Here is a 24025-nt window from a genome sequence, read left to right on the forward strand (position 1 = left end):
GAGACGTCAGCCCCCGATCATGACAGTCGGGCAACCCGGCGGCAAGACTTTACCGACCGGGCTGGGGATCGGCGCAACGCAACTGGCGTGGGCGGTCATGTCGTTGATCCTGGCAGCCGGCAGACCGCCGATCAATACCTTCCCGGATCCCTTGGCAATCATGCCGGGACCGGCAGGTACACAGCCTGGCAACATGCAAGGCAGTGTCGTGTCGGTCACGCGTGCGGCGGGCATTTTTCCGATCAGCACGTTGGCCTGGCCCTTGATAATCGTCAACGGCAGTGGCGGATGAGCCACCGGCGTCGGAACCGGAGCCGGCGGATGAATCGGTGCGTGGCAATGCGGAGCGTCTTGTTTGACAAGATCAGTCATGCGGGCAGCGGGAGGAGCCATGGAATCAAACTCGTGGCAGTGCCGGTCGAACAGGGGTCGCGGAAGTGAAGTTTAGCTTGGGGAAGGTGATTGTGCCATCGCAGTCGGCGTGATTGGGGCTTCGTCGGTCTTACGCATAGTCTGTCCGCGCGAGCACTTCGACGAGGTGATAACCGTTGGCGGTGGCGACGGGTCCATAAACGTCGCCGATGTCCCCTTGCAGAAACACCGGCTCCAGTTCGGGAGCCATGTGCCCGGGACCGAATTCGCCCAGCGAGCCGCCTTGGCGGGCGGTGGGACATTCCGAATAGACCCTCGCCAATTCGCCAAAATCCGCACCCTGTTGCCATTTCACCATGACCTCGTTGGCCAGTTCGGGCGTGGAGACCTGAATGTGGCGGGCTTTGATGCGTAGCACGTTGTGAGTCTCCGTGGTGGGTGAAACTGAATCGGTCGATGTTGAAATGACAGTCGTCAACGTCCGGCGACGCAAAAGATGTTGGGGCAGGGGGCGCCGGAGATCATCGGGGTTTCCATCGCGGCTTCAAAGGACGCGGCCATGGAGGCCGCGATCGACATGTCGCCCATGCTCGGCAACCCGCCCGGCTCCATCGCAGCCAACGCGGGCGCCGCCGGCATCGGTGCTTCGGCGGCGATGGCCATCGCCGCGGCCAGTTCGGCGGCGGCGCCCCCTTCCGCACCGCCGGTTAACTCGGCAGCCATATCACCGGAGGCGGCGACAGCGGCTTCCATGTTGGCGGCCATCCCCGCGGCGCCTGCTTCCATCGCCGGCAATGCCATTTCCATCGACATCTCGCCCATCTCGGCGCTGACGAGCCCGAAATCGGAGAGCCCAGCGCTGACTTCGCCCATCTCACCGGCCGACATCGCGAGCGGAGGGACTTCGAGACTGCCCGCCATTTCCAGCGCCGCGGCAAATTCGCCGGGGGCGGCAGGGTTGAATCCCAGCGCGACCGCGGCGTTCAGTGCTCGGGCGGCCAACGCGAGCTCCATCGCAAAGGAACCTCCGGCGGAAACGGAAAGACCGAGTGTGCCCGACATTGCCAGTGAAGCTTCCAGCGCCGCGGCCAAGCTCGCTTCGAGTGCCGCAGCCGCGCCGGGGGCGGCCATGTCGATTCCCAAGGACGCTTCAATCGCGGCGTTGATCCCCAGCGCCATCGGCAGTCCGCCCAGCGGTTCCATCGCGGCACCGAGAGCCCCGCCCAACTCACCCAAGGCGGGCGCGGCGATGTTCAAGGCGCCCGCGGCGAGCGACAGTTCCATCGCGGCGCTCGGTGCGGTCATGTCGATCCCCAACGAAGCGCCGACTTGCGCCATCGCTTCCATCGCCAAAACAGCTTCCATCGAAAACGCCGGCAACTCGGCGCTGAGCATCGCCTCGAGGGCTCCCGAGGCGGCCATTTCAGCCGTCGCATTGACCGCCGCGGCGACTCCCGCGGCGGCTGCCAGTCCGGCTGCACCGGCGGGCAGCGGCGGCACCTCGATCGCGACCGGCGGGATCTCGATGCCGGCAGCCATCTCGGCAACTTTCGGCATGCAAATACAAAACATGGATCACACCTTCACAAAGACACGTTTGACTCGGCCGCCGGCGAACTTGTCGCCCCAAGTCGCGACAACGCTTCGCAATACTGGTAGATTATGGACAAGAAACGGTCGCGTAGGGCCATGATGTAACTGTCGGAGAGATCTTTTGTCAGAAGAGAGTCAGCTTTTCCATGTCGCCGAAGAATCGGGAAAATTTGAAGTGCTCGATCCGTCCGGCCGTTCCATCTTGACCTGCCGCGATGCCGCCAGCGCCAATCACTATGCCGTCCTACTCAATAAGGCCTACAAACACGGTTACAAAGACGGCTATCACGCGGCAAAGTCCGTAGACGATTCATGAAGACCGAAACCGTTGACCGACTGAAACGTTCAGAACCCTTCCCGTCCATTGCTGCCTGAACCGGAGTCCTTACGTTGTCCAACTCATTTGAATCCAGCTTTCAATTCGGCAATGTCGGCTCGGCACGCCCGCTCGATCCACAACAGCCGATGCGGATCGTAGTGATGGGGAACTTTTCCGGCCGCGCAGGCGACTCCGGATCCCTGGCGGAGAAAAAGTTTCAACGCGTCGATATCGACAACTTCGAAGACGTGTTGGAAAAAGTCGCTCCGACCGCAGCGGTCCGGTTGAGCGACCACTGCGACGGCGTGATCGAGATCGGAATCAGCGAGCTGGATGACTTTCATCCCGATTCACTGTATCGCAACGTGTCGATCTTTCACGAATTGCGGCAATTGCGAAAGCGGCTGATGGATCCCAAGTCGTTCTCCGCTGCGGTCGCGGACTTGAGCCAGGCACTGTCGCTGCAAACGGCAAAGGAATCAGAAGAGGCGAAACAGGATGCGTCTGCGGCAGCGGACGCAGAACCCGAGGCCGGCGACGAAAGCGACTCGGATACGTTGGAGCGTGTGCTGGGTCAATCGGCCAAAAGCGTGGACACGACGGGGCCACGCTCACCACAGCTGGACATCCAAGGTTTGATCAACCAGATCGTCGCACCCTACATCGAACCGAAGCCCGATCCGCGGCAGGACGAATACATCGGCCACGCCGACGCGGCGATCGCCGGACAGATGCGAACGATTCTGCACGACCGATCGTTCCAGGCCTTGGAAGCCGCTTGGCTGGGCCTGAATTTCCTTGTTTCCCAAGTAGCGCAATCCGAGGAGGTCCAGGTCTTCCTGTGGGACGTGACCAAATCGGAGTTGCTGGAAGCGGGCGAGTCGCCGTCGGAACAATTGGAAGATTCGTTGCTGTTTCGACGTCTGGTCACCGATCGAGAACAAGTCCCGTTTTCGCTGTTGGTCTGCAATGAAACCTTCAGCCATGAACTGAACGATCTGATCTTGCTGACCCGGCTGGGAGCCATCGGGGCAAACTCGGGAGGCCCCGTGCTGGCGGCGGCATCGCCACAGTTGGTCGGTTGCCAGGCGTGGACGGATGAAATTCCCAAGCCCACTGCGGAGCCGAGTCGACAAGAAGCGGATTGGCAAAGCATTCGCGAGAGCGCGGCGGCGCGTTGGATCGGATTGTCCGGACCGCGGTTTTTGTTGCGATTGCCCTACGGCGCATCGACCAGTTCGGTCGACGCATTTGATTTCGAGGAGATCGACGACCCGATCACCGATCACGAGTCGCTGCAGTGGGGCGCGTCGTCATGGTTCGTCGCGACGTTGTTGGCGACCTCGTTCCTGGAATCGGGCTGGCAAATGACGCCAGGTGACTTGCAGGAGATCGGTGATTTACCCGCGCTGACGTACAAGGACGAAGACGGCGAAGTGCACTTGAAGGCTTGTGCGGAAGTGTTTCTGTCGGAGCGTGTGGCCGATCAGGTATTGGATCAGGGCGTGATGCCGCTGATGAGTTTCAAGAACCGCAACGCCGCGCGGGTGTTGCGAGTGCAATCCGTCTCCTCTCCGCCGTCGGCGCTCGCCGGGCCGTGGTCGTAGCTCGACAGGCATGGCCAAACAGGAATCTCATTCGCCTCCGATGGATCTCATCGAACTCGACTTCCCGGTGTGCTGGGACACACCGCCGCAGGAAATTTTGCGCACGATCGAGATCGCCGAGCGTTTGCGAGAGCAGATGAAGTCGGACGAGAATCAGAAGCGGATCCCGTTGCTGGTCAACAGCAACTACTACATCGCCTACCACGCATTCAAGCACATTCGAGACGCAGGACTTGGCGGCGACCTGTCGTTTTGCGAATGGGGCAGCGGGTTGGGAGTGGTGACGTGCATCGCGTCACAACTCGGTTTTCGCGCGACGGGAATCGAAATCGAGGAATCGCTATGCGAGTTTTCAGAGAAGCTCGCCAAGCAGGCAGACGTTGACGCACGATTTTTTCAGGGCAGCTATCGATCCCCGATCGGCAACGAAATCTCTCAACTTCAGCCACGTGAAGGGGACCGTCCTTTTCCCCTGGGGCGAAGGAACTGCGACGTCATCTATGCCTACCCTTGGCCTGCTGAAGCAGCGTATCTCGCGTCGCTTTTCGAGCAATCCAGTGCGTCCTTGCTCGTCACCTACCACGGCGGAACAACGCTTCGCGTCAGAAAACACATCTGCTGATTCAGCGAAGCCGTTCGCCCGAATCTCTCAGAGATGACCATCATTGTCGCCTTGAAAAAAGTCGAGTCTGATGCGAGTCATCAACCATTATGATATGATCAAAAAAGTCAAGGGGTCCCACTTCAACAGGCCCGACACGCGATCAAGAGACACGGCGTTTTCCTGAATGCTCACCGGGATCTTGGACGAAACCCAACTGCAAATGCACCACTCTCAAACATTGAGGATCGTAAGCCATGCCATTGAGCGGAAGAGATATCCAGGAAGGAGTAGCAGGCAGCGACGCGCATCGTTTGTATGGCGAAGTTGAAGACGCGATTGCGGCCAATACGTACTCCGAAAGTGAACTGAGAGTGGTAAACGCCGTTCGGGAATTATATCGACGTGCCGCAGCCGAAACGCCTGGGGGCGCAGGCGCGCTTGGTGGCAGCCGCGTGTTCGAGGGCGGCCATGTCTTGCTCAACGACAAAGGGACATGGTACACCTGGCTCAAGGCGAGAGCGGGAAAATCTCAAAAGCAGAACGCCGGGCAATCGCGAGTCCGCTGGTCGTCACACGAAAGCACATCGCAGAACCAATATGAAATCCCACTCGGCGGACTCGGCTGCATTTTGTTTGGAAAGATCAACGGTAAGACGTGGTTCCAAAACGAGGCGCATGCGGCAACGACGACTCTCTCCGATTCGATCCTACACGGCTTGGACTGGGTCAAGCATAAATGGAGTGGGAATCAGCAAGTCGGTGCGTTGGGATACAGCCCGTTTTCAGAAAAAAATGGCACCCATCTCGTGCTGAGCCACCCGCCCAGCCCGGATGACTACTGAGCGTAAGCGATTAGTCATCTTCATGACCAGCCAGCATGTCGACCAACGCGGTCGATGCAATGGTGTTTAGATCATAGACAATGGTGCATTGCGTATCATTGGCAAAATCCATCATGATGATATTGGGGATGAAGGCTTTGAGTTGCGGTCCTGACGCATAATTGGTTCGCTTGATTCGATTGTGTTCACTTCGTTCACGAATGGAGTCATAGAGACCACCTTCCCAAAGCCCTTTCATTCGGTCGACGTTTGCGCCTTCCCACATCTTGGTGTTTCGCTTCTGGATGTTCTCGAAGTACCCCGTCGAGGTCCAGTACATCATTCCGAGGACGTCGGAACTATGAGACATGACGCCGTTTGCCTCAATCATCGGCTTCATGCGTTTTAATTGTGTTTTTTCATTATCTTTGATTTTCCCTTTCATCGTCCACTTCATCTTGAACGGGTTCAAAGTGGTCCCACCTTTCCCGGAGTACTGGAGCCCGTCGAATCTTGAATCGTAGGCTTTCGGGCCATTCTCCTTGTCATAAACATTGCGCCATTTCTTGATGCCTCTGGCGGCGTAATAAGTCAAGTGCCCGGTTTCTGCGAAGCCCTTCTCTGAGAACAACACAATCACCTTTCCCTTCACGTCCTGCAAGGTCCTGCGATTGATATCACCCTGATCGACGAAGATCGTGTCACCAAGGTAATCGATGCAGTAGTCAGCAATCAGACTCCAATTACTACACTTGTCGAACTTGAAGATCAGAAATTCAGACTTGTAGTTCGTGACGAATTGCTTGGCCTGTTCCAACATGCCTTTCAGGCCCATCCCCCAGGTACCGACAGTAAGCTTTGACCTGGTCACCTTAACGGTTTCACCGCTGCCCTCAAGTTCTACTGTCTTCTTGCCTTTGATGATCCCGCCCCCGGCGTGATAGGCGCTAAGTCTTGCCCGTCCACCGCCGATGGACCGGGCATGGATGCGAAGATCGAAGAACCGCACCCCCGACATCGCTTGGTGGTAAATGTTCTGGCTTTGAGTCTTGGCATTTCCGCCACCCTCGGTAATCCCCGCGTCGTGGCTACCAGCGATCACGATATCCCTGAGCCGTTTGTCCATCCCAAGCTGTCCGTAGAAGCAATTGCTCATGAGGTTATCCTCCTTATCAAAAACCTGAATTGAATTGTGGCAAACACTTACAGAATCGATTATATCTGCCGCTGAAATCGCTGACGACTACTTCACATCACACTTTCCGTCAAAAATCCAGCACGCGGTCTCTCTATTCGGGATTGGCTTGCTGGCAGGTCCAGCCGTCGATGCTGCTCGTCAACCCCGAGACTGATGGGCAGAGAGGAATGCGCCACGAATGTTAGTCGTCCAGGAACCGAACTCGTGGTCGCCGCCCCGCCTCAAATCGTCCGTCCGCGGAATTGCGACGGTGACGATGCGTCAGAACAATCCAATCGTCGTCGCGCATCGACAGGAACGCACAACCAGTTCTGCCGACCGCATTCATCTGAATCCACCCACTTGCAAAAAGTGAAGCCCCTATCTGGGCATGACGAACTCGTTCGTGAATGGCTTGTAAGGATTGTTCAACGAAATGATTTTGTCGCTAATCTCCTTGCAGACAAAGTCGTACTGAATGATGTTTGGCATTTTGTACCGAACACTCTTTCGTTCATTGAGTTCGTCGACCAATTCATCGACGCGAAGGTTCACTCCTGCGGGCTTTTTCACCCGCCCTGCCCTATTCCTCACTTCCGGCCCCTTCGTCATTTCCTCGATACTCTTATTTCTTATCGCCCCCGTCTTGGACAAGGTCTGCTGCCAATAGAGTGAGTGCAGCACTCTGCTTGTCACCGCCCCATTTTGATCATTGAAGGCGTCTAACTTGCCCAATTGTCCCGTCAGCACAGTCGTGGAGTCTGGGTTATCTGAGAATTTGCCGTTGATGGCTAACCCAGTATCGCACGGCTCGATCCCTTTTAAGTACTGATGAATCCCTTCTTCCTGAGGAAATGCCCTTGTCTTCGTTTTTGAGAAGATGCAAATTGCTTTGCCTCGTAGCAAGCCAATATCCATTGTCGCGATATTGCCAGTCTGGCACAACAATTTACCCTCGAATATTTCACGCACTCCATCTTCGAGATCCTGCTTATCGTGACATTTATCAAACCGCAGGATCACAAACTCCGAGCCCCGGGCGCTTAAGAAGTTGCTAACACCTTCGAGTGAATCAGTCACATTAGCGCCATAAGAACCGATCATGGCCTTTTTGCCGAATGGCGTCTTTCCATGGTAAAATCGGTCGCCGATCACTCGCAAATCGAAAAACCGAGATCCAGCCATACACTGTTCCTGCAACGTACCATCCTGAGTCTTGGCATTCGCGCTGGCACCTTCATTAAAAATTCCTGCGTCGTGACTTCCCGGGATACAGATATCCGCAAGTGATTTATCATCCCTAAAGCTCGCCATAAATAATGAGGTGTCTATCACTTCACTGTTCCTTGCATTATGTCGGTAATCTGAAACACTGCACTCCGAGCGACGTTGCTTAGACTAAAATGACAGGCTTCTATTAAAATGGCATTGCAGGCCACCGGGAACATCTGTCCCAGGTGGCAATCATTTTGCGGCGCGGCGAATTGCTTCACTTGCGCCGACGCTCCAAAAACATCGGTGCGCCGCACAAGCCCCCGCCGCTATGGCGGGTGAGAATTCAGCCTCGATAAAACTCGTTTGTCCTACTCAAACGAATAATCAAATTCACCGTCTTTGACTTGTACATGGACGCGCTTGGCAGGGTTGCCTTCCATCATACGGGTCAGGAATTCGCCGCTGATTTGTGGCAGGACTGTGTTGGTCAGGATCGCGTCGATCATGCGGCCGCCGCTTTCCAGTTCCGTGCAGCGGCTGGCGATCAACTTGATCACTTCATCATCGTACGTGAACGGGATGCCGTGGTTGGCTTGCATCCGTTTGGCGATTCGGCCGAGCTGTAGTTTCGCGATCGCGCCGACCATTTCGTCGCTGAGCGGATAGTACGGAATCGTCACGATGCGGCCGAGCAGTGCCGGCGGGAAGACCTTCAACAGCGGTGCACGCAACGCCTTGGACAGGCCCTCGGGATCGGGCATCAACTCCGGATCCTTGCACATGTTCATCGTCAGGTCGGTACCGGCGTTGGTGGTCAGCAGGATCAGCGTGTTTTTGAAGTCGATCACGCGGCCTTCGCCGTCTTCCATCCAGCCCTTGTCAAAGACCTGGAAAAAGATTTCGTGCACGTCGTGGTGCGCCTTCTCCACTTCGTCCAACAACACGACGCTGTACGGTCGACGCCGTACCGCTTCGGTCAACACGCCGCCTTCGCCGTAGCCGACGTATCCGGGAGGCGCCCCTTTGAGCGTACTGACGGTGTGCGCCTCTTGGAACTCGCTCATGTTGATCGTGATGACGTTTTGCTCGCCGCCGTAAAGCGCTTCGGCCAGGGCGAGTGCGGTTTCCGTTTTCCCGACGCCCGAGGGACCGGCCAGCATGAACACGCCGATCGGTTTGCCGGGGTTGTCCAAGCTTGCCCGCGACGTTTGGATGCGTTTGGCGATCATCTCCAGCGCGTGACGCTGGCCGATGATTCGATCGTTCAGGATATCAGCGAGTTTGAGAACGGTCGCCAATTCGTCTTTCACCATCCGTCCGACAGGGATCCCGGTCCAATCCTGGACAACCGATCCGACGGCTTGCTCGTCGACGGTGGGCAGAATCAACGGGTGTTCGCCTTGCAGCTCCTGAAGCTGGGATTGCAGTTCTTTGAGTTCATCGAGCAGCTTTTTTCGGTCCGCGTCGGACAGCTTGACTTCGGCTTTCTCTTCGGCCGGCTCGGCGGTCTGAACCTTGACGCTTTTGGCTTCCGCGTCGGCGGCCTTTTCCAACGGACTGTCGGTGCCTTCGACTTTGCCGTGGTGACCGCGGAGCTGGCTGCGAACGTCCAGGATTTTTTCGACCAGTTCCTTTTCGTTGTTCCAGCGTTCTTCCAAACCGCTCAGCCGTTCTTGTTCGTAAGCGAGCGCCTCGGTCGCGCGTCGCTGTCGTTCGGTCGTTTCGACGCCCACCAGGTCCTCGTCGGCAATGATTCGCAATTCGGTATTGAGCGCATCGATGCGTTTCCGAGAATCATCGACTTCGGCCGGAACGGCATGCTGACTGATTGCGACGCGTGCAGCGGCGGTATCGAGCAGACTGACCGATTTGTCGGGCAACTGACGCGCGGGGATGTAGCGGTGGGACAGTTTGACGGCGGCTTCCAGGGCTTCGTCGAGCACTTTCACCTTGTGGTGTTTTTCGAGCGTCGACGCCATGCCACGCATCATCAGGATGGCGCGTTCTTCGCTGGGCTCTTCGACTTGAACGACCTGGAAACGCCGCGTCAGCGCGGGATCTTTCTCGATGTGTTTTTTGTATTCGGCCCAGGTCGTTGCCGCGACGGTGCGCAGGGTCCCTCGGGCGAGGGCCGGTTTGAGCAAGTTGGCCGCGTCGCCGGTGCCCGCGGCGCCACCGGCGCCGACCAGCGTGTGGGCTTCGTCGATGAACATGATGATCGGCTTTTCAGAGGATTGGACTTCTTCGATCACCTGTTTGAGTCGGTTTTCAAATTCGCCTTTCATGCTCGCGCCGGCTTGCAACAGGCCGACGTCCAGCGAACGCAACGAGACGTCTCTGAGCGGCGGCGGCACATCACCCGATGCGATCTTGAGCGCGAAGCCTTCGACGACAGCTGTTTTTCCGACGCCGGCTTCACCAGTCAGAATGGGGTTGTTCTGCCGGCGTCGCATCAGGATGTCGATGATTTGACGAATCTCTTCGTCGCGTCCGACGATCGGATCGATCTTGCCTTGGCGAGCATTTTCGGTCAGGTCGACAGTGAATTGTTTGAGCGCTTCCTGTTTGCCCATCGCCGCCGGAGCCATCGCGCCGCTGGCTTCGCCCGGGGCCGCGCCGCCGCCGACCTGGAACCCGTCGCTGGCGCGCATGGATTCTTCCGGGGACCCGCTGACAACTTCATCGAATCGGTCGGTCAGCGTGTCCAATTTGACCTTTTCGAATTCCGCGGAGATGTCGTACAGGGCGTGTGTCAGACTGCGTGTCTTGAGCATTCCGACGACGAGGTGCCCGGTGCGGACTTGCGATTCGCCGAACATCAACGTTCCGTAGACCCAGCCCCGCTCGACGGCTTCTTCGATGTGTGACGACAGGTCAGAGATCGAGGTGGACCCACGGGGCAGCTTGTCCAACGACTCGGTCATGTCCTTGACCAGTTTCGAAGGGTTGATGTTGAACTGCTTGACGATGTGATGGAGGTCCGAGTCCTCCAGCTGTAGGATTTGGTTGAACCAGTGGACGAGTTCGACGTAGGGGTTACCGCGCATCTTGCAGAATACGGTGGCACTCTCGATCGACTTGTAACCCACGCTGTTGAGTTTTCCAAACAGTGCGGTGCGGCTGATATCGGACAAGGTCTTTCTCCTAGGTTGCGAACTTGACAGGCCGGAAGCCTATCCCACTTGTTCATTCGAGTCTTTTTAACTGTGTAACAATAAGTCTTTCGGATCTTCGGTGACGCCATCGCTGTCCAACCACATGGTTTGACCGAGTTTTGCCTCGCCCAGTTGCCAGGAAGGCGTTTCTTCTTTCTTGAGGACGAGGTTCAGATCCCAAAGCAATTCTTCGCCGAGATAGTTTTTGACCAGCGCGGTCAATCGCTGCAGGCTTTCGCCACCGGGAAGCAGGCGGGAAAAATCATCCCAACCGACCGGTCCGACGGTGATGCGAAAGTTTTGTTGGCACTCCCAGACATGCGAACCGAGCGTGCAAGCGACCCCGACGCTGGAACTGTCGGGATCGTCACCGAGGTTGAAGCGGCAGTTGTCGGGGATTTCGGTCCATCGGCCGACAAACTCTTCGATCTCGCAGGGCACTTTGAAAAAGTCTGAAATCATGGCCTGCAAGCCTTCCGGGTTGCGGGCCTGGCAGGCGAAGCGACCGGCATAAAACAGCTTTGCCAGATCGGGCAATTCGTCACGATCTTGCAGCGACGGCATGCCGATCCCCATCAGGGACCCGACGTAGACCGAGAATCGATCCGATTCGGGACGATCGAAATGCGCGACCGGTTGAGCATCAGCCCAAGCCCGATAGAAGAGCGAGAGCATGCGGTGATGAAAGACGTCCAGGAAAGCGGCGAACGTGGTGTCGTCGTGGTGCTGGATTCGATCGCGAATGTATTCGGTCAAGTGCAGCGGCAGAGCGCCGTTGGGACCGCACAGCCCGAAGAAGCGGACGCTCATTTTGTGGTAGTCGTTGGCGCCGGCCCCGCTGGCGAGATCAAACGCCGACAACGACGACGGTGCGAAACTGAGCGAGGGTTGCTGTGCCAACCGGACGCGATCGTCGGACAGACGAATGGTGTGACCGAACCGAGGGGAATCGGGAAACGCACATTCGAGCAACCGCATCGCTTGATAGAAATCAAACTTGTACGGTTCGTCGTTTAGCCGTTGCAGCGTCACGTCTAAAGGGCGTGTCGCCGTCCCATCTTCGCGGGCCATCGCGTTACCTCTCCTCGTTCGGCCGTTCGAAAGACCGTTTCGGTAAATGAGTTGATTGACACATACTTTGCAAAGAATTCGTTGAGCACCGCCGCCATCAAGAACGCACCGGTTCCCTCGAATCCTGTTTCGTCCAGCGTGAGCGTGAGTTCGAGACCACGGCCGAAACTGAGCGGACCGGACGACGAAATCGGGCGGGTGACCGGTTTGGATTCGATCGACCGCACTGCGTCGATCTGCTTGTTTGTCATCACGTTGTTGGTGTCGGAGTAGAGCGACAGCAGCTCGCGGAGCGCGGTCGCGCCGCCGGATTCGCTGTTGACCAACGAGAGATAATTGAGCGACAGGTGATTGATCAGACGCCAAGTGGTCTGGCCGTTCTCGTAGCTTCTGGAAGGCTGTGGTTTGGTGGGGCCGACCAGACAGCGAACGGCCTGGACGGGGGCGCTGACTTCCAAGGTAAAGTCGGAATCGCTGATTCCCACCGGCATCTGCAGCGGCAGATCACGATTGGTGCAAAGTGTCTCCACCGACAGCTGGCGAAGCTCGTGCGAATACGGAGCCTCGTTCGCGTCGACCAACGTCAGGAATGCTTCGCTGCCGATGTAGCTCGAACGTGGCCCGTATTGTTTATGCTTGCCCGACAGCATGCGGGGCCGCCGCGTGACGGTGAAGTACGCCCGGCTACGGTGATCCGACGTGAAGTCATTGATCGAATAAAACGGCCTGAACTCCTGTTCGCGGTCGTTGCTGGTGCCGTAGCCTCGCACCTCGCCGACATCGTAAACTTCGAAATCCAGGGGCCGCGTGCGATCCGGCATGACCTGGTATTCCGACGCACGGTCACTGAGATGGATTCGATCGGCGCGTTTGGGGAACAGATTGACCGCCGGACAGCTGAAGAGCGAAAAATGAGTCGCGTCGACGCGATTGGAAAGCTGCGGGTCGCCGCGGCGAAGCAGAATCGCAATTTCAATCGACTCGCTGTCGCATTGTTTGACCAGTGACTGAAGCTCGTTCAGCCGGGCGAACATGTACCGATGCGGGAACGAAAAGTATTCCTGCAACAAGCGGTATCCCTGGAAGGACCGCGGGCCGTAGGGGAGCATGGCTTGGTCATCGCCAAAACCCATCGGGCTGACCTTCGACTTCCCCATTTGGACCTTCCAGCGTGCCTGATTGCCGCCGGCCCGCACGGCGATTCCGACGCCACCGGTCATCAATTGTTCATAGATCCGCATCGGCACGTCGGTGGCGCCGCGAATAAACAGGGGCAGCTGATCGAGCGGAAGCTGATTGAATTTGAGTCCCGCGGTGGACTCCAGCTTCAACACCATGGCGGCTTTGACCGACGGATGGTCGGGCAGCCCCAGCGCGGCGACGTCACGCAGGAAGTAATCCGCCTTGGCCAACTTGATCGGCCAAAGCGTGACCTCGTCGGCCGTGCGGAAGGTACAGCGTGTCTGTTCGCCTTTGCCCAACAGACTTTGCAGCAACGTGTTGCGAGGCAGCTTGAATCCCTCGGCCAACGCCCCTTCGGTCAAATCGGGCTGAAACTGGACAACGGCCATCGAGGGTTGTGGCGACAGATAGTGGGGACACACCATTTGCAGCAAGTGCTGTGTCAGCCGGGGGAATTCGGCATCCAGCTTCAACTGAATCCGCGCGGCCAGCAATGCAAACCCTTCGAACAACCGCTCCACATACGGATCGGCGCACTCAAAAACGTCGATCCCCAAACGGCTCGCGATCTTGGGATATTCCTCCGCGAACTCGGCGCCCGATTCTCGAACGAATTGGAGCTCCTGGTTGTAATAATTCAGCAGACGCGGATCCATGCAGACGTGCCTCGTTAGGCTTCGTGAATATTGACGTTGCCCGTCTCTAGATCGAGCTCCGAACGCAGATACAGACGTTCGGGAAACGGCCTGGACCAAAGTTCGCCTTCGATCTCAAACTGCAATGAGTTTGACAGCGGCGAATCGGGGTCCTTTTCACCTCGCACTTCTAACGTGTCGGCAAGGATTCGGGGTTCGAAATCCAAAATCGCTTGACGGAGCGCCTGTTGGACCTCGAACACTTGCAATCCGGAGACAGTTTTACCGGTCAGATCCGGGATGCCATAATTGATGACCGACTTGGCCACCTCGGGGTAGTCACTGAGGTCCTGGTGGGCGGCAAGGTGGCACGTGTTCATCAGCCATGCCAGGTCACGCAAAACGGCCGCGCGCAACTTGTGGATCGAGAACACACGCTGGTCGCGTGATTCGGTTTTGGTTCCCGCTTGGTCATCGGTCAACCGATCCAACAGCGAAGGAAACAGACGTTCTTGAGAACTCAGGTCTGCCATCGTACTCAGTCATCACCACTTGGAACGTCGCTTGATTCGTCCTGGTCAGATTCAGATTCCTGATCGGCTTCGATCTCCACGTTCAACGTGATTTTTCGGACGTCCAGCAACGCGTATTCATCGGCGTCGGTCGCGAGCATGCGTTGACCGATACCGATCGTGAGCTCACTGTCGGAATCCACAACGTGTTGCCAGTCGGTTTTGCGGGAGAGTCGGACCAGGGGATCATCGATTGATTCGGACCCGGGATAGCGAGTCGGAATCATGCCGAAGGATTCTCCGCCGTTGGCCCACGTGAAATGCACCGGTGTCCAGACAAAATCTCGCAGGTCCGAGGGTGCTTCGATTTCGATTCGGGCGATTCGGTGGAACGGGATCCAGTAATATTGTCCGTTGAGCAGGCCTTCGAGCACGGGTCCGAGTCTCGGATCGGCGTCGGCAATCCAATCGAATTCGTGCCGATGATCACCGGTCAATTCGAGGGTCCCGGCGGTGGTGGGAGCGGACTCGAACGCCTCCGACCGCAGCGATTCGGCTTTAGCGTGTTGCCCGTTGGCGGCCAGCTTGAGCGCCTCGATCATCAGGGCCAGCCAGCGATCGGGTTCGCCAAAAATCATCGGCGAGGTCTCGCCGGCGAAGACGCGGGCCCGAATGGTTTCGCACTTGATGGCTTCGCGATAGGCTTGCACCATCGCCAGATTCCCGGCGTCCAGATCGCCGGCGATTTCGAGTTGGCTCAGCGCGCTGTCCCACTTGCCGAGCACCGTCAGCATTTGGAACAGAAACACCCGATACTTTTCATTGGCCGGATCCTGCTGGACGACCTTTTTGAGTTCCGCAAAGGCTTCATCCAATTTTCCATCACGGAGGTATTCTTCGGCGAGCATTTGCAGCGATCCGATAAGAGAGACGCCAACGTCAATCGGTCCAATGACGACAGCGATCGAGTGAATGGGGAACAGCACCGAGGGTCTCGGCGCTAGCAATGTCAGAAGCCCTGCTCCCGATGCGCGATGGGAAACCGCACATCGGCAAAGGACATCATGGCTGGACGACCGACCCAGCGGACGAGCGTGTCACCGACAGGCTCGTCCCCTCAGATCAATCGATCGCAATCGCAAGATCACGATGCGGCGTTTTCGGCGATGTTCCAGGTGAACACTTTTGCAGAGTCTGCCGTTCCGTCAGCCTTTTGAGCTTTGTACTCGACCTTCACTTCACGGAAGTTGAGCGACACGTTTTCGGTCAATCGGTCTTCTCCACCCGACCCACCAGTGCTGACCGAGGTCACCAGAACATCCTTCATCTGAATGACCAGATATTCCAGCGGGTTCTTACCGGCCTTTCGGATCGTCAATTTGGCGTTGGTGAAGTGATCACCGTTCGCACAGTACACCATCAAAATCGGCGAGGAGGAGTCGATCCATTTGGTGACACTGATGTCTTGGAAGTTCGCCTTTCCGGAACCACCACCGCCACCGGCGTGGAAAGAGCCGGATTGCGACATCCCCCAACTCCAGGCGAGAACATCAATCTCGTCCTTGTGAGTTTTGTCTTGAGATTCTCCTTGAATCTCTCCCTTGATGTCCAGAAACATGTCTACAGCCATCGTGATTTCCTTTTGCAGTCAAGTGCCAGTCAGTGAATAAAACGTCGCGAAGGTTACCGCTTCGCGACGTGCGAAAGTCTACACGCCACGGAGCTATCGATCAGCCACCCTTGGCCGAAGGAAGTTTCGAGACGAGACGCAGAGATACCGAGAGTCCCTCCAATTGATAGTGCGGACGCAAGAAGAATTTGGAGGTGTAGTATCCAGGATTCCCTTCGACCTCTTCAATCACCACTTCGGCGGCGGCCAATGGCTTGCGTGCCTTGGTGTCTTCGCTGGAAGTCCCAGGGTTACCGTCGACATATTGGTTGATCCAGTCTTGCAACCATCGCTGCATGTCCTTGCGTTCTTTAAAGCTGCCGATCTTGTCACGCACGATGCACTTCAAGTAGTGCGCGAACCGGCAGGTGGCGAACAGGTAAGGCAGCCGCGCACCCAGGTTGGCGTTGGCGGTCGCATCGGGGTCATCGTACTCGGCCGGCTGATGCAACGACTGGGCGCCGATGAAGGCGGCAAAGTCGGAGTTCTTTTTGTGGATCAATGGCATGAAGCCATTTTTGGCGAGTTCCGCTTCACGACGATCGCTGATGGCGATTTCGGTCGGACACTTCATGTCGACGCCACCGTCATCGGTCGGGAACGTGTGACAGGGCAAGCCTTCGACGGCACCGCCGGATTCGATTCCACGAATTCGCGAGCACCAACCGTACATCTTGAACGAACGGGTGATGTTGGTCGCCATGGCGTAAGCGGCGTTGGACCAGCAATAGTTTTCGCTGTTTGCCGCATCGGTGTCCTCTTCGAACGCAAATTCGTCGACGGGATCCGATGCCGCACCGTAGGGCAATCGCGACAGGAAGCGTGGCATTGCCAACCCGATGTACTTGGAATCATCCGACTCCCGTAGCGAACGCCAGGCGGCGTACTCGGGGGTCTGGAAGATCTTGGTCAAGTCGCGCGGATTGGTCAGCTCTTGCCAACTGTCCATCTGCAACACTGCCGGTGCGACACCGGCGATGAAGGGCGAGTGACAGGCGGCGGAGATTTGAGCCATTTCGCCCAGCAATTCGACGTCCGGCGGGCTGTGGTCGAAGTGGTAGTCACCGACGAGGCAGCCGTAGGGCTCGCCGCCGAATTGACCATATTCCTCTTCGTACATCTTCTTGAAGATCGGACTTTGGTCCCAGGCGGTGCCTTTGAACTTCTTGACCGTTTTGTGCAGCTCTTTCTTCGAGATGTTCATCACTCGAATCTTGAGCATCTCGTCGGTCTCGGTGTTGTTGACCAAGTGATGCAATCCGCGCCACGCACCTTCCAATTTTTGGAAGTCCGCGTTGTGGAGAATCAGATTGATCTGTTCGCTGAGCTTGGAGTCGATCTGGGCGATGATCGCTTCGACCGATGCCAGCACGTCATCGGAGATGAGTGCGGTTTGCGAGAGCGCGTGTTCGGCCAGCGTTTTGACGGCGGTTTCGACCGCCTCTTTGGCTTGGTCGGACTTGGGGCGGAATTCCTTCTGCAACAGCGAAGAGAACTCACTCGCTTCGAGGGTTGCGCCCTCGGCCTGTCCTGCGGATGCGGCTTCGTCAGTACTCATTATGGATTACTCCTCGTTGGCGGGTGTTTCTGCGTCGCCGTCCGCTTTCGGAGCGGCGGAAAGGGATTGCAGCAGTGCGGGGTCTTTCAGGGCTTTGGCGAGCAAGGCTTCGGCGCCGTCTTTGCCGTCCATGTAGGTCAGCAGATTGGAGAGTTGCTCACGGGCTTGCAACAGTTTGCTGAGCGAATCGACTTTGCGGGCGATTGCCGCGGGCGAAAAATCATCCATGCTCTCGAACGTCAAGTCGACGGCCATGTTGCCTTCGCCGGTCAACGTATTGGGCACCTGGAACGCGACGCGAGGCTTCATGGATTTCATTCGTTCATCGAAGTTATCCACGTCGATCTCAAGCGCCTTTCGGTCCGCGACCGGCGCGAGCGGTTCTTCCGGCTTGCCCGACAGGTCAGCCAGCACGCCCATCACGAAGGGAAGCTGAACCTTCTTTTCGGCACCGTAGACTTCCACGTCGTATTCGATCTGCACACGAGGAGCTCGATTCCTCGCGATAAATTTCTGAGCGCTAGCTTTAGCCATCTGTTACTCCTGCGTAAAAATTCGGGCGGTCACGTGCCGCCGCTATTGAAATTGTGGGGTCACCAACTTGATGATTCGTCTTGGGTCGCTTCGCCTGAATCGCTGACCGGCTCGCTGCTGGAATGTGAAAGATCCGATTTGCTTCCGCCGAGCGCTTCGGCCTGCGAGACGGCATCGGGGGCCAAGTCACGCAGAATGTCCAGAAAACTTTTCGATGCGAGACGTTGGGCGCGTCGAATCAGCAGGGGAAGCGGGCTGGACGGTTCGTTTTCTTCATAGAAATCGCAAACATCATCCAACGCTTTGATCGCATCTTTTCGTGACGCGATCTTGCCGTTGACGCGATACCCCGGTGCCGCGACTGACGCGGAATCCGCGACTTGCTCGCCTGAGCCAGGCGTTTCAGCACTGTCATCCCAGCCCCATTTGCCCTCGCTTTCGGTTTCGGATTCGGGTTCGCTGGCAAAGACACCGCGTCGCTCGAGTTGCGAAACGACAAACTTGTCCATCTCCTCAAGCAGCATGCGCGGCGGAGCGAGGCTGACGGCAAAATTGACACCGACCTGCTGGGTGACAAACTTTTCGATCGCATCGAGGTGTTCGGCCGCAAGACGCAGTGCTTCTTCGGTCGCCTGAATCGATTCCACGCTCACATCACTGAACGCCGCGTCGATCACGCCGAGCGTGGGACCGCTGGAACCGGATTCTTCGTCGGTGCTGGGATTCTCGGCAGCCTCGCGGGCATGTTCGACGTCGCGAAGCGAAAAACGTCCGACCGTGCGCGATGCGACCAACGGGGCGTCGCGCAAATCTTTCATGATCCCCTGTTCGTCACAGAACGTGATCAATGTGTTCGTGCGGTAGGTCGGATCGTCATTGTCTTCGCGGTCCAACTCGGGATGCACGGTCTCCCAAAACGTTTCGAGATAGCTGCGTAGCAGATGCAATGCGTGAGAGAAACCGATCACGCCGTCTTGGTTGAGCGTCGCACGCGCCAACATGGCGACGACTCGCATGTCCTTGGTGCGGGACAACAGGGCTTCGGCCCGTTTCTTGACGTCCTTCCAATCGGGCGGCTCGGCGGCGACGACGGTATCGCCGTACTGTTGTTCGGCCGTGCTCTGCGCCGCTCGCTCCATCTCGCCGAACTCGGCATCGTATTCCAAGTCCGGACCACAGGGTTCGTCGTCGGAGATCGGCGCAAGTAGTGTTTCGAGATCCGTTAGATCCATCTGGCTTACAACTTCCCGGAGAGCGACTTGGATGAAGGTACGATGGCACCGAGGTCGGTGCGAAACGACGCCGCCACGCCGCTAGAGTGTCTCAAACGCTTGATACGTCGAGCGTCGGACTTGGGAACCGTAGGACATCGATAACGATGCGGTCGTTGACCAGAAAGATTGGCAGTCACGATTTACCCCATCTCGGTTGGATGGAAGGAAAACTCCGGTGATACCACTCAAGATACAATTCCTACAGTCGCCAATGTGTAACGTGGGGAAAAAAATCGTCTCAACACGATTCTATCGCGATGGCAGCGACAGCATGCGAAGCTCTAGTTTCGGCGAACAGGTGCCACCGGCTTGAGTCGCACCTGGACGATCGTCCCAAGGAGAATGCAATTTGTGAACGCAAAACGGCCCCAAGGGTACTTCGCCGTTTTGCAACCTGACCCCTATTCTGTGGCACTCCAGGTTGAAAAGTTGACGGAGCGTTAGAACGTCCAGCGCAGATCCAGTCGCAACACGCTGCGATACCAATGTCGCTCGGTCACGCTGACCCCGCCGTTGATCCCCAGTTCAAACAGTCGTCCGTTGTCACGAACGATCCGCAAACCGGGATAAAGATTAATGATATTTTCGCCGTCGATGCTTTGAGGATTGGGCAAGCCGACGGATTTCTGTCCCGTCAAAATGGACCAACCAACCAGCTCAAACGTGGGAAGAATTGCAAACGTGTCACTGTCATAGAGGACGTTTGCAAAACCCATGCCGTATCTTAATACCGGACCCGAAAACCCCGGTTCGCCGCCGATCGGAAACCATAATTTCAGTTCATTATGAATCAGCGTGCGATCGCTCCACTTATAACTTGCGACAAACCCCGGCTCCATCGAGACGTGTCCGTTGCCGAGCCCACGTTTGGCCGACCCCGTCGCCAGCTGGTTCCGCAACACCTGCGTCAGCTGCAGTGAGTCGCCATCGAGGAGCACCGTTTTGGTCGTGATTGCCATATCCCCCATTCCACCTGTATTACTCAGGATGGTGGGATCGATGAACCGCAACGGCAGTTCAGTGGTGGCGGAGAACCTGCTGCCGCCGACTTCGAACGACAGCCGAATGTCCTGGTAGTCGACCGAGGGTTCGAACGTCAGTGGGTTGGTAAACTCAGGCCCCTTCTTGCCGATTCGGGACCAAAAGTATTCCACGCGATCGGCGAATTCCCAGTCGCGCGCCGACTCAAACCGCAGACGAAAATTATTGGACGGTTGTGAGGCATCGATTTCGAACAGGGCGAACGGCAACCGCTCGACACCCACACCGACATCGCGTCCGGCTTGGCTGCGCATCGCCCTGGCGGTGCGTTCAAACAGTGCTGCCAAGGGTTTTCGCCGTCGATTGCGAAACGTTTCGAACCGATCACTGGCCGCGGAAGGGACCCAGACAGGATCGGGTTGGAAGTTTTCGGCGATCGGAACGCGGTCGCCTTCGACTGGCAGCGTCGACGGAATCAGCTCCGTCGCGATGGCGTTGGGCGTCGGCAGAATCTCAGCGGCGGGATCATCGGCCAGATGAACGGTCGGCTTCAAAATCGTGCCCGCGGCAGGGTCCCAACTGGGAACGGCTGGCTGAAACAAGATCCTGGGCCGCGCCGCATCGGGCGTGACGAACCGCTGTGAAACCGTTTTGCCTGCGGTACTTGGTGAGCGTTGAGGGGCATCGGCTGCCATTGCGCCGTGATCGGGCGGCGGCAGCGCCGAGTCCGATTGGGCCAGCACGACGGCGGGCTGGCCGTCGGTCGTCGGCAGGTTTTCCAGCGGATCGGACGAGGCAATCCGAACGTGCGGCGGTCGCGTCGTCGCCGAGGGCGATTGGCCGAGCGAAGGCGATTGACCGAGCGCATGCGAGTGACCGAGCGCATGCGGCGTGCTGTTGAGCGTCGCCGGCATCGTGCCCACCGTGACGGGAACCGACAACCGCTCGGGCAGCAACAGCCCTACGATCGGCTGCGGCTCGTCGATGGTCCACGAAAACGGGGCGTCGGGATCGGTGGACGACCGCTGGGTTGAAGACGGTTCGGCGGACGACAGCGGCGTCGAGGTCTGACCGGCCGCGAGTGACGGGTTCTGGGCATCCGCGGAGTGGACTGCCCCCAGGGTGCAGCCGAGCAGCAGCCAGATCAGCAGTCGTAGCGGGACGTGCAGAGGATTCGTCACTGAAATGGTGAGTGTCTCTGGAGGAATCGTGGGTCTAAACCTCAGCCTGACCGGCGGGCGACGTGGTGCGAACCCGCTGCCAGGACGGTCGATGTTGGTTGGTCTCTGTCGATTTATCGGACGTTCGGAACTTTACGGTCATGAGAATTGGGTAAGATTTGTCGGTTATTACCGAACGGCCGCTTGATTTCCTGCCCGATTGGGCTGTGGGAACGGATGTTGGGCAACGAGGATGCCGATGACGGGCCGGTCGGGAACACGCAATCACGTCCGTGAAGGGAGGATCAGCAGTTTCACGGCAGAAACGTTGAACGCCGGGTCCGGTTTGCCAGGTGTTGTTGGCGGAATGACGTTGCGACGACTGCTGTAGGAGATCCAACAGCGGATGGCGCATAATGGGCCGGAGTCTCACAAGATGGGTCGACTTGATGAATAACAGAGGCGTTACCGACGTATGAAGAATCCACGCGTGCACTGGTATCAAGGGCTGTTTGTGCGGCCCCACCATCTACAGGCAGCCGATCGACACTGGTTGGAGCTGTCGCACACGTCCGAAAGCTGGGATCATCCCTATGGTTATGGTCTGCACGCGTTTCAGTACAGCAAAGACGCCTTGGCCAGCGGCCATTTTCGCGTCGAAGAGCTTGACGCCCGCTTGCGTGACGGCACGTTGATCCGATTGGACAGCGGCCAGGAACTGGAGGTGGATTTGAAGGCGGCGTTCGACGCCCAATCGGCGACCGAGTCCGAGACGTCGTTGATGATTTACATCGGCGTCCCGAAGTTGAACCTGGGCGGCGAGAACGTCAGCGGAGATTCCACCAACGGATTCGCGCGTTTCACCCGCATTCAATCCAACGTTCCGGACGAGAACGGCCAGGACAGCGGCCAACCGATCGAATTTCGCCGGCTGAATTTGCGGCTGATCGTCGGCAGCGACACCGCCGGCTACGAAGTGCTGCCGATCGCGCGGGTCCGCAGCGCCAGCGAGCGCGAGGTCCAACCGGTGATCGATGAAAACTACATCCCGCCGATCCTGGCGACCCATTCCTGGCCCTACCTGCGGCGCCATTATGTGCAGGGGATCCGCGACGTGTTGAGCGGCAACATGGACACGCTCAGCGAACCGGTCCGGCAGTTGAGTGTCGGCCGCCACAGTCTGGAACCGGCCGATTCGGGTCGCGTGTCGATGCTGGACCGTTTGAACGAAGCGTACAGCACGTTGGACGTGATGGGCCCGGCCTTGGGCGTGCACCCGTTCGACGCCTACATGGAATTGGCCCGGATCTTGGGTCGGTTGTCGATCTTCGGCCCCGAACGACGCGCCATCGAGGTGGAGCCGTACGATCACGACAACTTGGGATTCATCTTTGCCGACATCCGCGAAAAGATCCTGGGCATTTTGTACGCCACGCAGTTCGACGAATACCTGCGGGCCAACTTCGAGGGCTACGGATCGACGATGCAGGCTCGGTTGGGCCCGGAATGGTTCGACCCCGATTGGGAATGGTACCTGGGCGTCGAACGCGGTGGTGCGAGCGAGTCGAACTTGCGCGAATTGTTGGAGCGTTCCCCGGAATGGTATTGGGTGTTCGCCAGCGCCGATCAGGTCGAAGATTTCTTTCACGTCCGCCAGAACGGGCTGGGCCGCGAGATCGTCTCGACCACGATTCCGGATCTGCCCTCGCGACAGTACTGGACGTATTACAAGGTTTCTCAAGACGAGTACGAATCGCCGGCCTGGCCTGAGATTCGGCGCACCCAGTCGGTTGCGATGCGGGTGCGGAACTATGACGAACTGACCGGTGCGCGACACTTGGATGTCGTGACCCCCGACGGCAATCGCGCCCGACTTCGATTCGCCCTTTTCGCCATCCGCACGTAAGTCATGACGCCAAGATTTGCCGACGCCGTCGATCCGATCCTGATTCACGCGTTTTCTTTGATGGAGCGGATCGATGGAGGCGTGGAGATCGCTCCGGCGGAAGAGAAACGGACGTTAGAGGGGCTGCTGCAACAGGCCGACAGTCGACTTTCCGGCTACACCGATGACTGGGATCTGGCCAAGTACGCCTTGGTGACGTGGATCGATGAGATGCTGGTCGATGCCCACATTTGGTCGGGGCAAAACTGGTGGCGTGACAACGTGCTGGAATGGAGTTTGTTCAATACCCGGCGCTGCAATGATTTGTACTACGTCAACGCGACGACGGCGCTCAATGCCGGCTCCGATGACGCGTTGCAGCTGATTTATGTCTGCGTGATGCTGGGATTCCGCGGTCTGTATCGAGACCCCAAATTGAATCGGATGCTGATCGACAAACATGGTTTGGCGGTCGATCTGCCGTCCTGGGCGGCCGAATATGGAAACGCCGTCGGCCAGGCGCGACAGCGCTGGAACGACGCGACCGCGGGACAGGAATGCGAACGGAACCTGGTCCCGGCGGTTCCGCACTGGACGCGCGCCCGGCTCGTTTGGCCTTGGCTGTTGGCAACCATTCTCGCCGGATTGCTCGCCCTTTCCTTCTTCCGAACCTGATGACAGACGTCACGGTAACCGCTAAC

General features: G+C 57.7%; 21 protein-coding genes. 6 read left to right on the plus strand and 15 right to left on the minus strand.

Going from position 1 to position 24025, the window contains the following annotated elements; translation table 11 throughout:
• Positions 1-6: 6 nt before the first annotated feature.
• From TBK1r_RS13245 to TBK1r_RS13255, 3 genes are all read right to left on the minus strand, one after another.
• A complete protein-coding gene (locus tag TBK1r_RS13245; protein ID WP_145211179.1) occupies positions 7-393 on the minus strand; it encodes a PAAR domain-containing protein in 387 nt (128 codons plus the stop codon).
• Positions 394-502: 109 nt separating this feature from the next.
• On the minus strand, positions 503-790 hold the full coding sequence (locus TBK1r_RS13250) for a peptidylprolyl isomerase (protein ID WP_145211182.1): 288 nt from the start codon (positions 788-790) through the stop codon (positions 503-505).
• Positions 791-846: 56 nt separating this feature from the next.
• Complete coding sequence (locus tag TBK1r_RS13255) at positions 847-1944, minus strand: hypothetical protein (protein WP_145211185.1); 1098 nt, start codon at positions 1942-1944, stop codon at positions 847-849.
• 142 nt (positions 1945-2086) lie between these two features.
• Between TBK1r_RS13255 and TBK1r_RS13260 the strand changes: the two genes are divergently transcribed.
• From TBK1r_RS13260 to TBK1r_RS13275, 4 genes are all read left to right on the plus strand, one after another.
• Entirely contained in the window at positions 2087-2281 is a 195-nt protein-coding gene (locus TBK1r_RS13260; protein ID WP_095740215.1) for a hypothetical protein, read from the plus strand.
• A 74-nt stretch (positions 2282-2355) separates the two neighbouring features.
• Positions 2356-3891, plus strand: a complete 1536-nt coding sequence (locus TBK1r_RS13265) for a type VI secretion system contractile sheath domain-containing protein (RefSeq protein WP_145211188.1) — start codon at positions 2356-2358, stop codon at positions 3889-3891.
• Between the two features lie 40 nt (positions 3892-3931).
• Entirely contained in the window at positions 3932-4513 is a 582-nt protein-coding gene (locus tag TBK1r_RS13270; RefSeq protein ID WP_145211191.1) for a class I SAM-dependent methyltransferase, read from the plus strand.
• A 236-nt stretch (positions 4514-4749) separates the two neighbouring features.
• A complete protein-coding gene (locus TBK1r_RS13275) occupies positions 4750-5337 on the plus strand; it encodes a hypothetical protein (RefSeq protein ID WP_145211194.1) in 588 nt (195 codons plus the stop codon).
• Positions 5338-5347: 10 nt separating this feature from the next.
• Here the strand turns inward: TBK1r_RS13275 and TBK1r_RS13280 are convergent, their stop codons facing one another.
• The 12 genes from TBK1r_RS13280 to TBK1r_RS13335 form a co-directional block, all read right to left on the minus strand.
• On the minus strand, positions 5348-6472 hold the full coding sequence (locus TBK1r_RS13280) for a phosphatidylinositol-specific phospholipase C domain-containing protein (protein WP_145211197.1): 1125 nt from the start codon (positions 6470-6472) through the stop codon (positions 5348-5350).
• A gap of 402 nt (positions 6473-6874) precedes the next feature.
• A complete protein-coding gene (locus TBK1r_RS13285; protein ID WP_145211200.1) occupies positions 6875-7828 on the minus strand; it encodes a phosphatidylinositol-specific phospholipase C domain-containing protein in 954 nt (317 codons plus the stop codon).
• 248 nt (positions 7829-8076) lie between these two features.
• Positions 8077-10842, minus strand: coding sequence for a type VI secretion system ATPase TssH (tssH, locus tag TBK1r_RS13290; RefSeq protein ID WP_145211204.1), 2766 nt, complete (start codon positions 10840-10842; stop codon positions 8077-8079).
• Between the two features lie 66 nt (positions 10843-10908).
• Entirely contained in the window at positions 10909-11934 is a 1026-nt protein-coding gene (gene tssG / locus TBK1r_RS13295; RefSeq protein WP_145211207.1) for a type VI secretion system baseplate subunit TssG, read from the minus strand.
• Positions 11898-13772: a type VI secretion system baseplate subunit TssF gene (gene tssF, locus TBK1r_RS13300; protein WP_145211209.1), complete on the minus strand. Its 1875-nt coding sequence runs from the start codon at positions 13770-13772 to the stop codon at positions 11898-11900. Before tssF ends, tssG begins: the two co-directional genes overlap by 37 nt.
• A 14-nt stretch (positions 13773-13786) precedes the next feature.
• Positions 13787-14284 (minus strand): type VI secretion system baseplate subunit TssE, encoded by a 498-nt coding sequence (tssE, locus tag TBK1r_RS13305; protein WP_145211212.1) that lies wholly within the window; start codon positions 14282-14284, stop codon positions 13787-13789.
• Positions 14285-14289: 5 nt separating this feature from the next.
• Complete coding sequence (locus TBK1r_RS13310; protein WP_419581310.1) at positions 14290-15249, minus strand: type VI secretion system accessory protein TagJ; 960 nt, start codon at positions 15247-15249, stop codon at positions 14290-14292.
• A gap of 158 nt (positions 15250-15407) precedes the next feature.
• Positions 15408-15893, minus strand: coding sequence for an Hcp family type VI secretion system effector (locus TBK1r_RS13315; protein WP_145211215.1), 486 nt, complete (start codon positions 15891-15893; stop codon positions 15408-15410).
• Positions 15894-15993: 100 nt separating this feature from the next.
• The gene (gene tssC, locus TBK1r_RS13320) at positions 15994-17490 is read right to left on the minus strand and encodes a type VI secretion system contractile sheath large subunit (protein WP_145211218.1); all 1497 of its coding nucleotides are present in this window, start codon (positions 17488-17490) and stop codon (positions 15994-15996) included.
• Between the two features lie 6 nt (positions 17491-17496).
• Positions 17497-18024, minus strand: coding sequence for a type VI secretion system contractile sheath small subunit (gene tssB / locus TBK1r_RS13325; protein WP_145211221.1), 528 nt, complete (start codon positions 18022-18024; stop codon positions 17497-17499).
• Between the two features lie 59 nt (positions 18025-18083).
• Positions 18084-19256, minus strand: coding sequence for a type VI secretion system protein TssA (gene tssA, locus TBK1r_RS13330; protein ID WP_145211224.1), 1173 nt, complete (start codon positions 19254-19256; stop codon positions 18084-18086).
• A 482-nt stretch (positions 19257-19738) separates the two neighbouring features.
• Positions 19739-21460, minus strand: a complete 1722-nt coding sequence (locus tag TBK1r_RS13335) for a hypothetical protein (protein WP_145211227.1) — start codon at positions 21458-21460, stop codon at positions 19739-19741.
• Between the two features lie 454 nt (positions 21461-21914).
• Between TBK1r_RS13335 and tssK the strand changes: the two genes are divergently transcribed.
• Complete coding sequence (gene tssK / locus TBK1r_RS13340) at positions 21915-23345, plus strand: type VI secretion system baseplate subunit TssK (RefSeq protein ID WP_145211230.1); 1431 nt, start codon at positions 21915-21917, stop codon at positions 23343-23345.
• Positions 23346-23348: 3 nt separating this feature from the next.
• Positions 23349-23999 (plus strand): DotU family type IV/VI secretion system protein, encoded by a 651-nt coding sequence (locus TBK1r_RS13345; RefSeq protein WP_145211234.1) that lies wholly within the window; start codon positions 23349-23351, stop codon positions 23997-23999.
• Positions 24000-24025: the final 26 nt, after the last annotated feature.

Source organism: Stieleria magnilauensis (genome assembly GCA_007753675.1).
In the GTDB taxonomy this organism is placed as follows: domain Bacteria; phylum Planctomycetota; class Planctomycetia; order Pirellulales; family Pirellulaceae; genus Stieleria; species Stieleria magnilauensis.

Excerpts from the sequence above, each read along its gene's own strand:
- TBK1r_RS13245 (WP_145211179.1), bottom strand. The coding sequence starts at position 393 with ATGGCTCCTCCCGCTGCCCGCATGACTGATCTTGTCAAACAAGACGCT.
- TBK1r_RS13255 (WP_145211185.1), bottom strand. The coding sequence starts at position 1,944 with ATGTTTTGTATTTGCATGCCGAAAGTTGCCGAGATGGCTGCCGGCATC.
- TBK1r_RS13270 (WP_145211191.1), top strand. The coding sequence starts at position 3,932 with ATGGATCTCATCGAACTCGACTTCCCGGTGTGCTGGGACACACCGCCG.
- TBK1r_RS13275 (WP_145211194.1), top strand. The coding sequence starts at position 4,750 with ATGCCATTGAGCGGAAGAGATATCCAGGAAGGAGTAGCAGGCAGCGAC.
- TBK1r_RS13280 (WP_145211197.1), bottom strand. The coding sequence starts at position 6,472 with ATGAGCAATTGCTTCTACGGACAGCTTGGGATGGACAAACGGCTCAGG.
- tssG (WP_145211207.1), bottom strand. The coding sequence starts at position 11,934 with ATGGCCCGCGAAGATGGGACGGCGACACGCCCTTTAGACGTGACGCTG.
- tssF (WP_145211209.1), bottom strand. The coding sequence starts at position 13,772 with ATGGATCCGCGTCTGCTGAATTATTACAACCAGGAGCTCCAATTCGTT.
- tssE (WP_145211212.1), bottom strand. The coding sequence starts at position 14,284 with ATGGCAGACCTGAGTTCTCAAGAACGTCTGTTTCCTTCGCTGTTGGAT.
- TBK1r_RS13315 (WP_145211215.1), bottom strand. The coding sequence starts at position 15,893 with ATGGCTGTAGACATGTTTCTGGACATCAAGGGAGAGATTCAAGGAGAA.
- tssC (WP_145211218.1), bottom strand. The coding sequence starts at position 17,490 with ATGAGTACTGACGAAGCCGCATCCGCAGGACAGGCCGAGGGCGCAACC.
- tssB (WP_145211221.1), bottom strand. The coding sequence starts at position 18,024 with ATGGCTAAAGCTAGCGCTCAGAAATTTATCGCGAGGAATCGAGCTCCT.
- tssA (WP_145211224.1), bottom strand. The coding sequence starts at position 19,256 with ATGGATCTAACGGATCTCGAAACACTACTTGCGCCGATCTCCGACGAC.
- tssK (WP_145211230.1), top strand. The coding sequence starts at position 21,915 with ATGAAGAATCCACGCGTGCACTGGTATCAAGGGCTGTTTGTGCGGCCC.
- TBK1r_RS13345 (WP_145211234.1), top strand. The coding sequence starts at position 23,349 with ATGACGCCAAGATTTGCCGACGCCGTCGATCCGATCCTGATTCACGCG.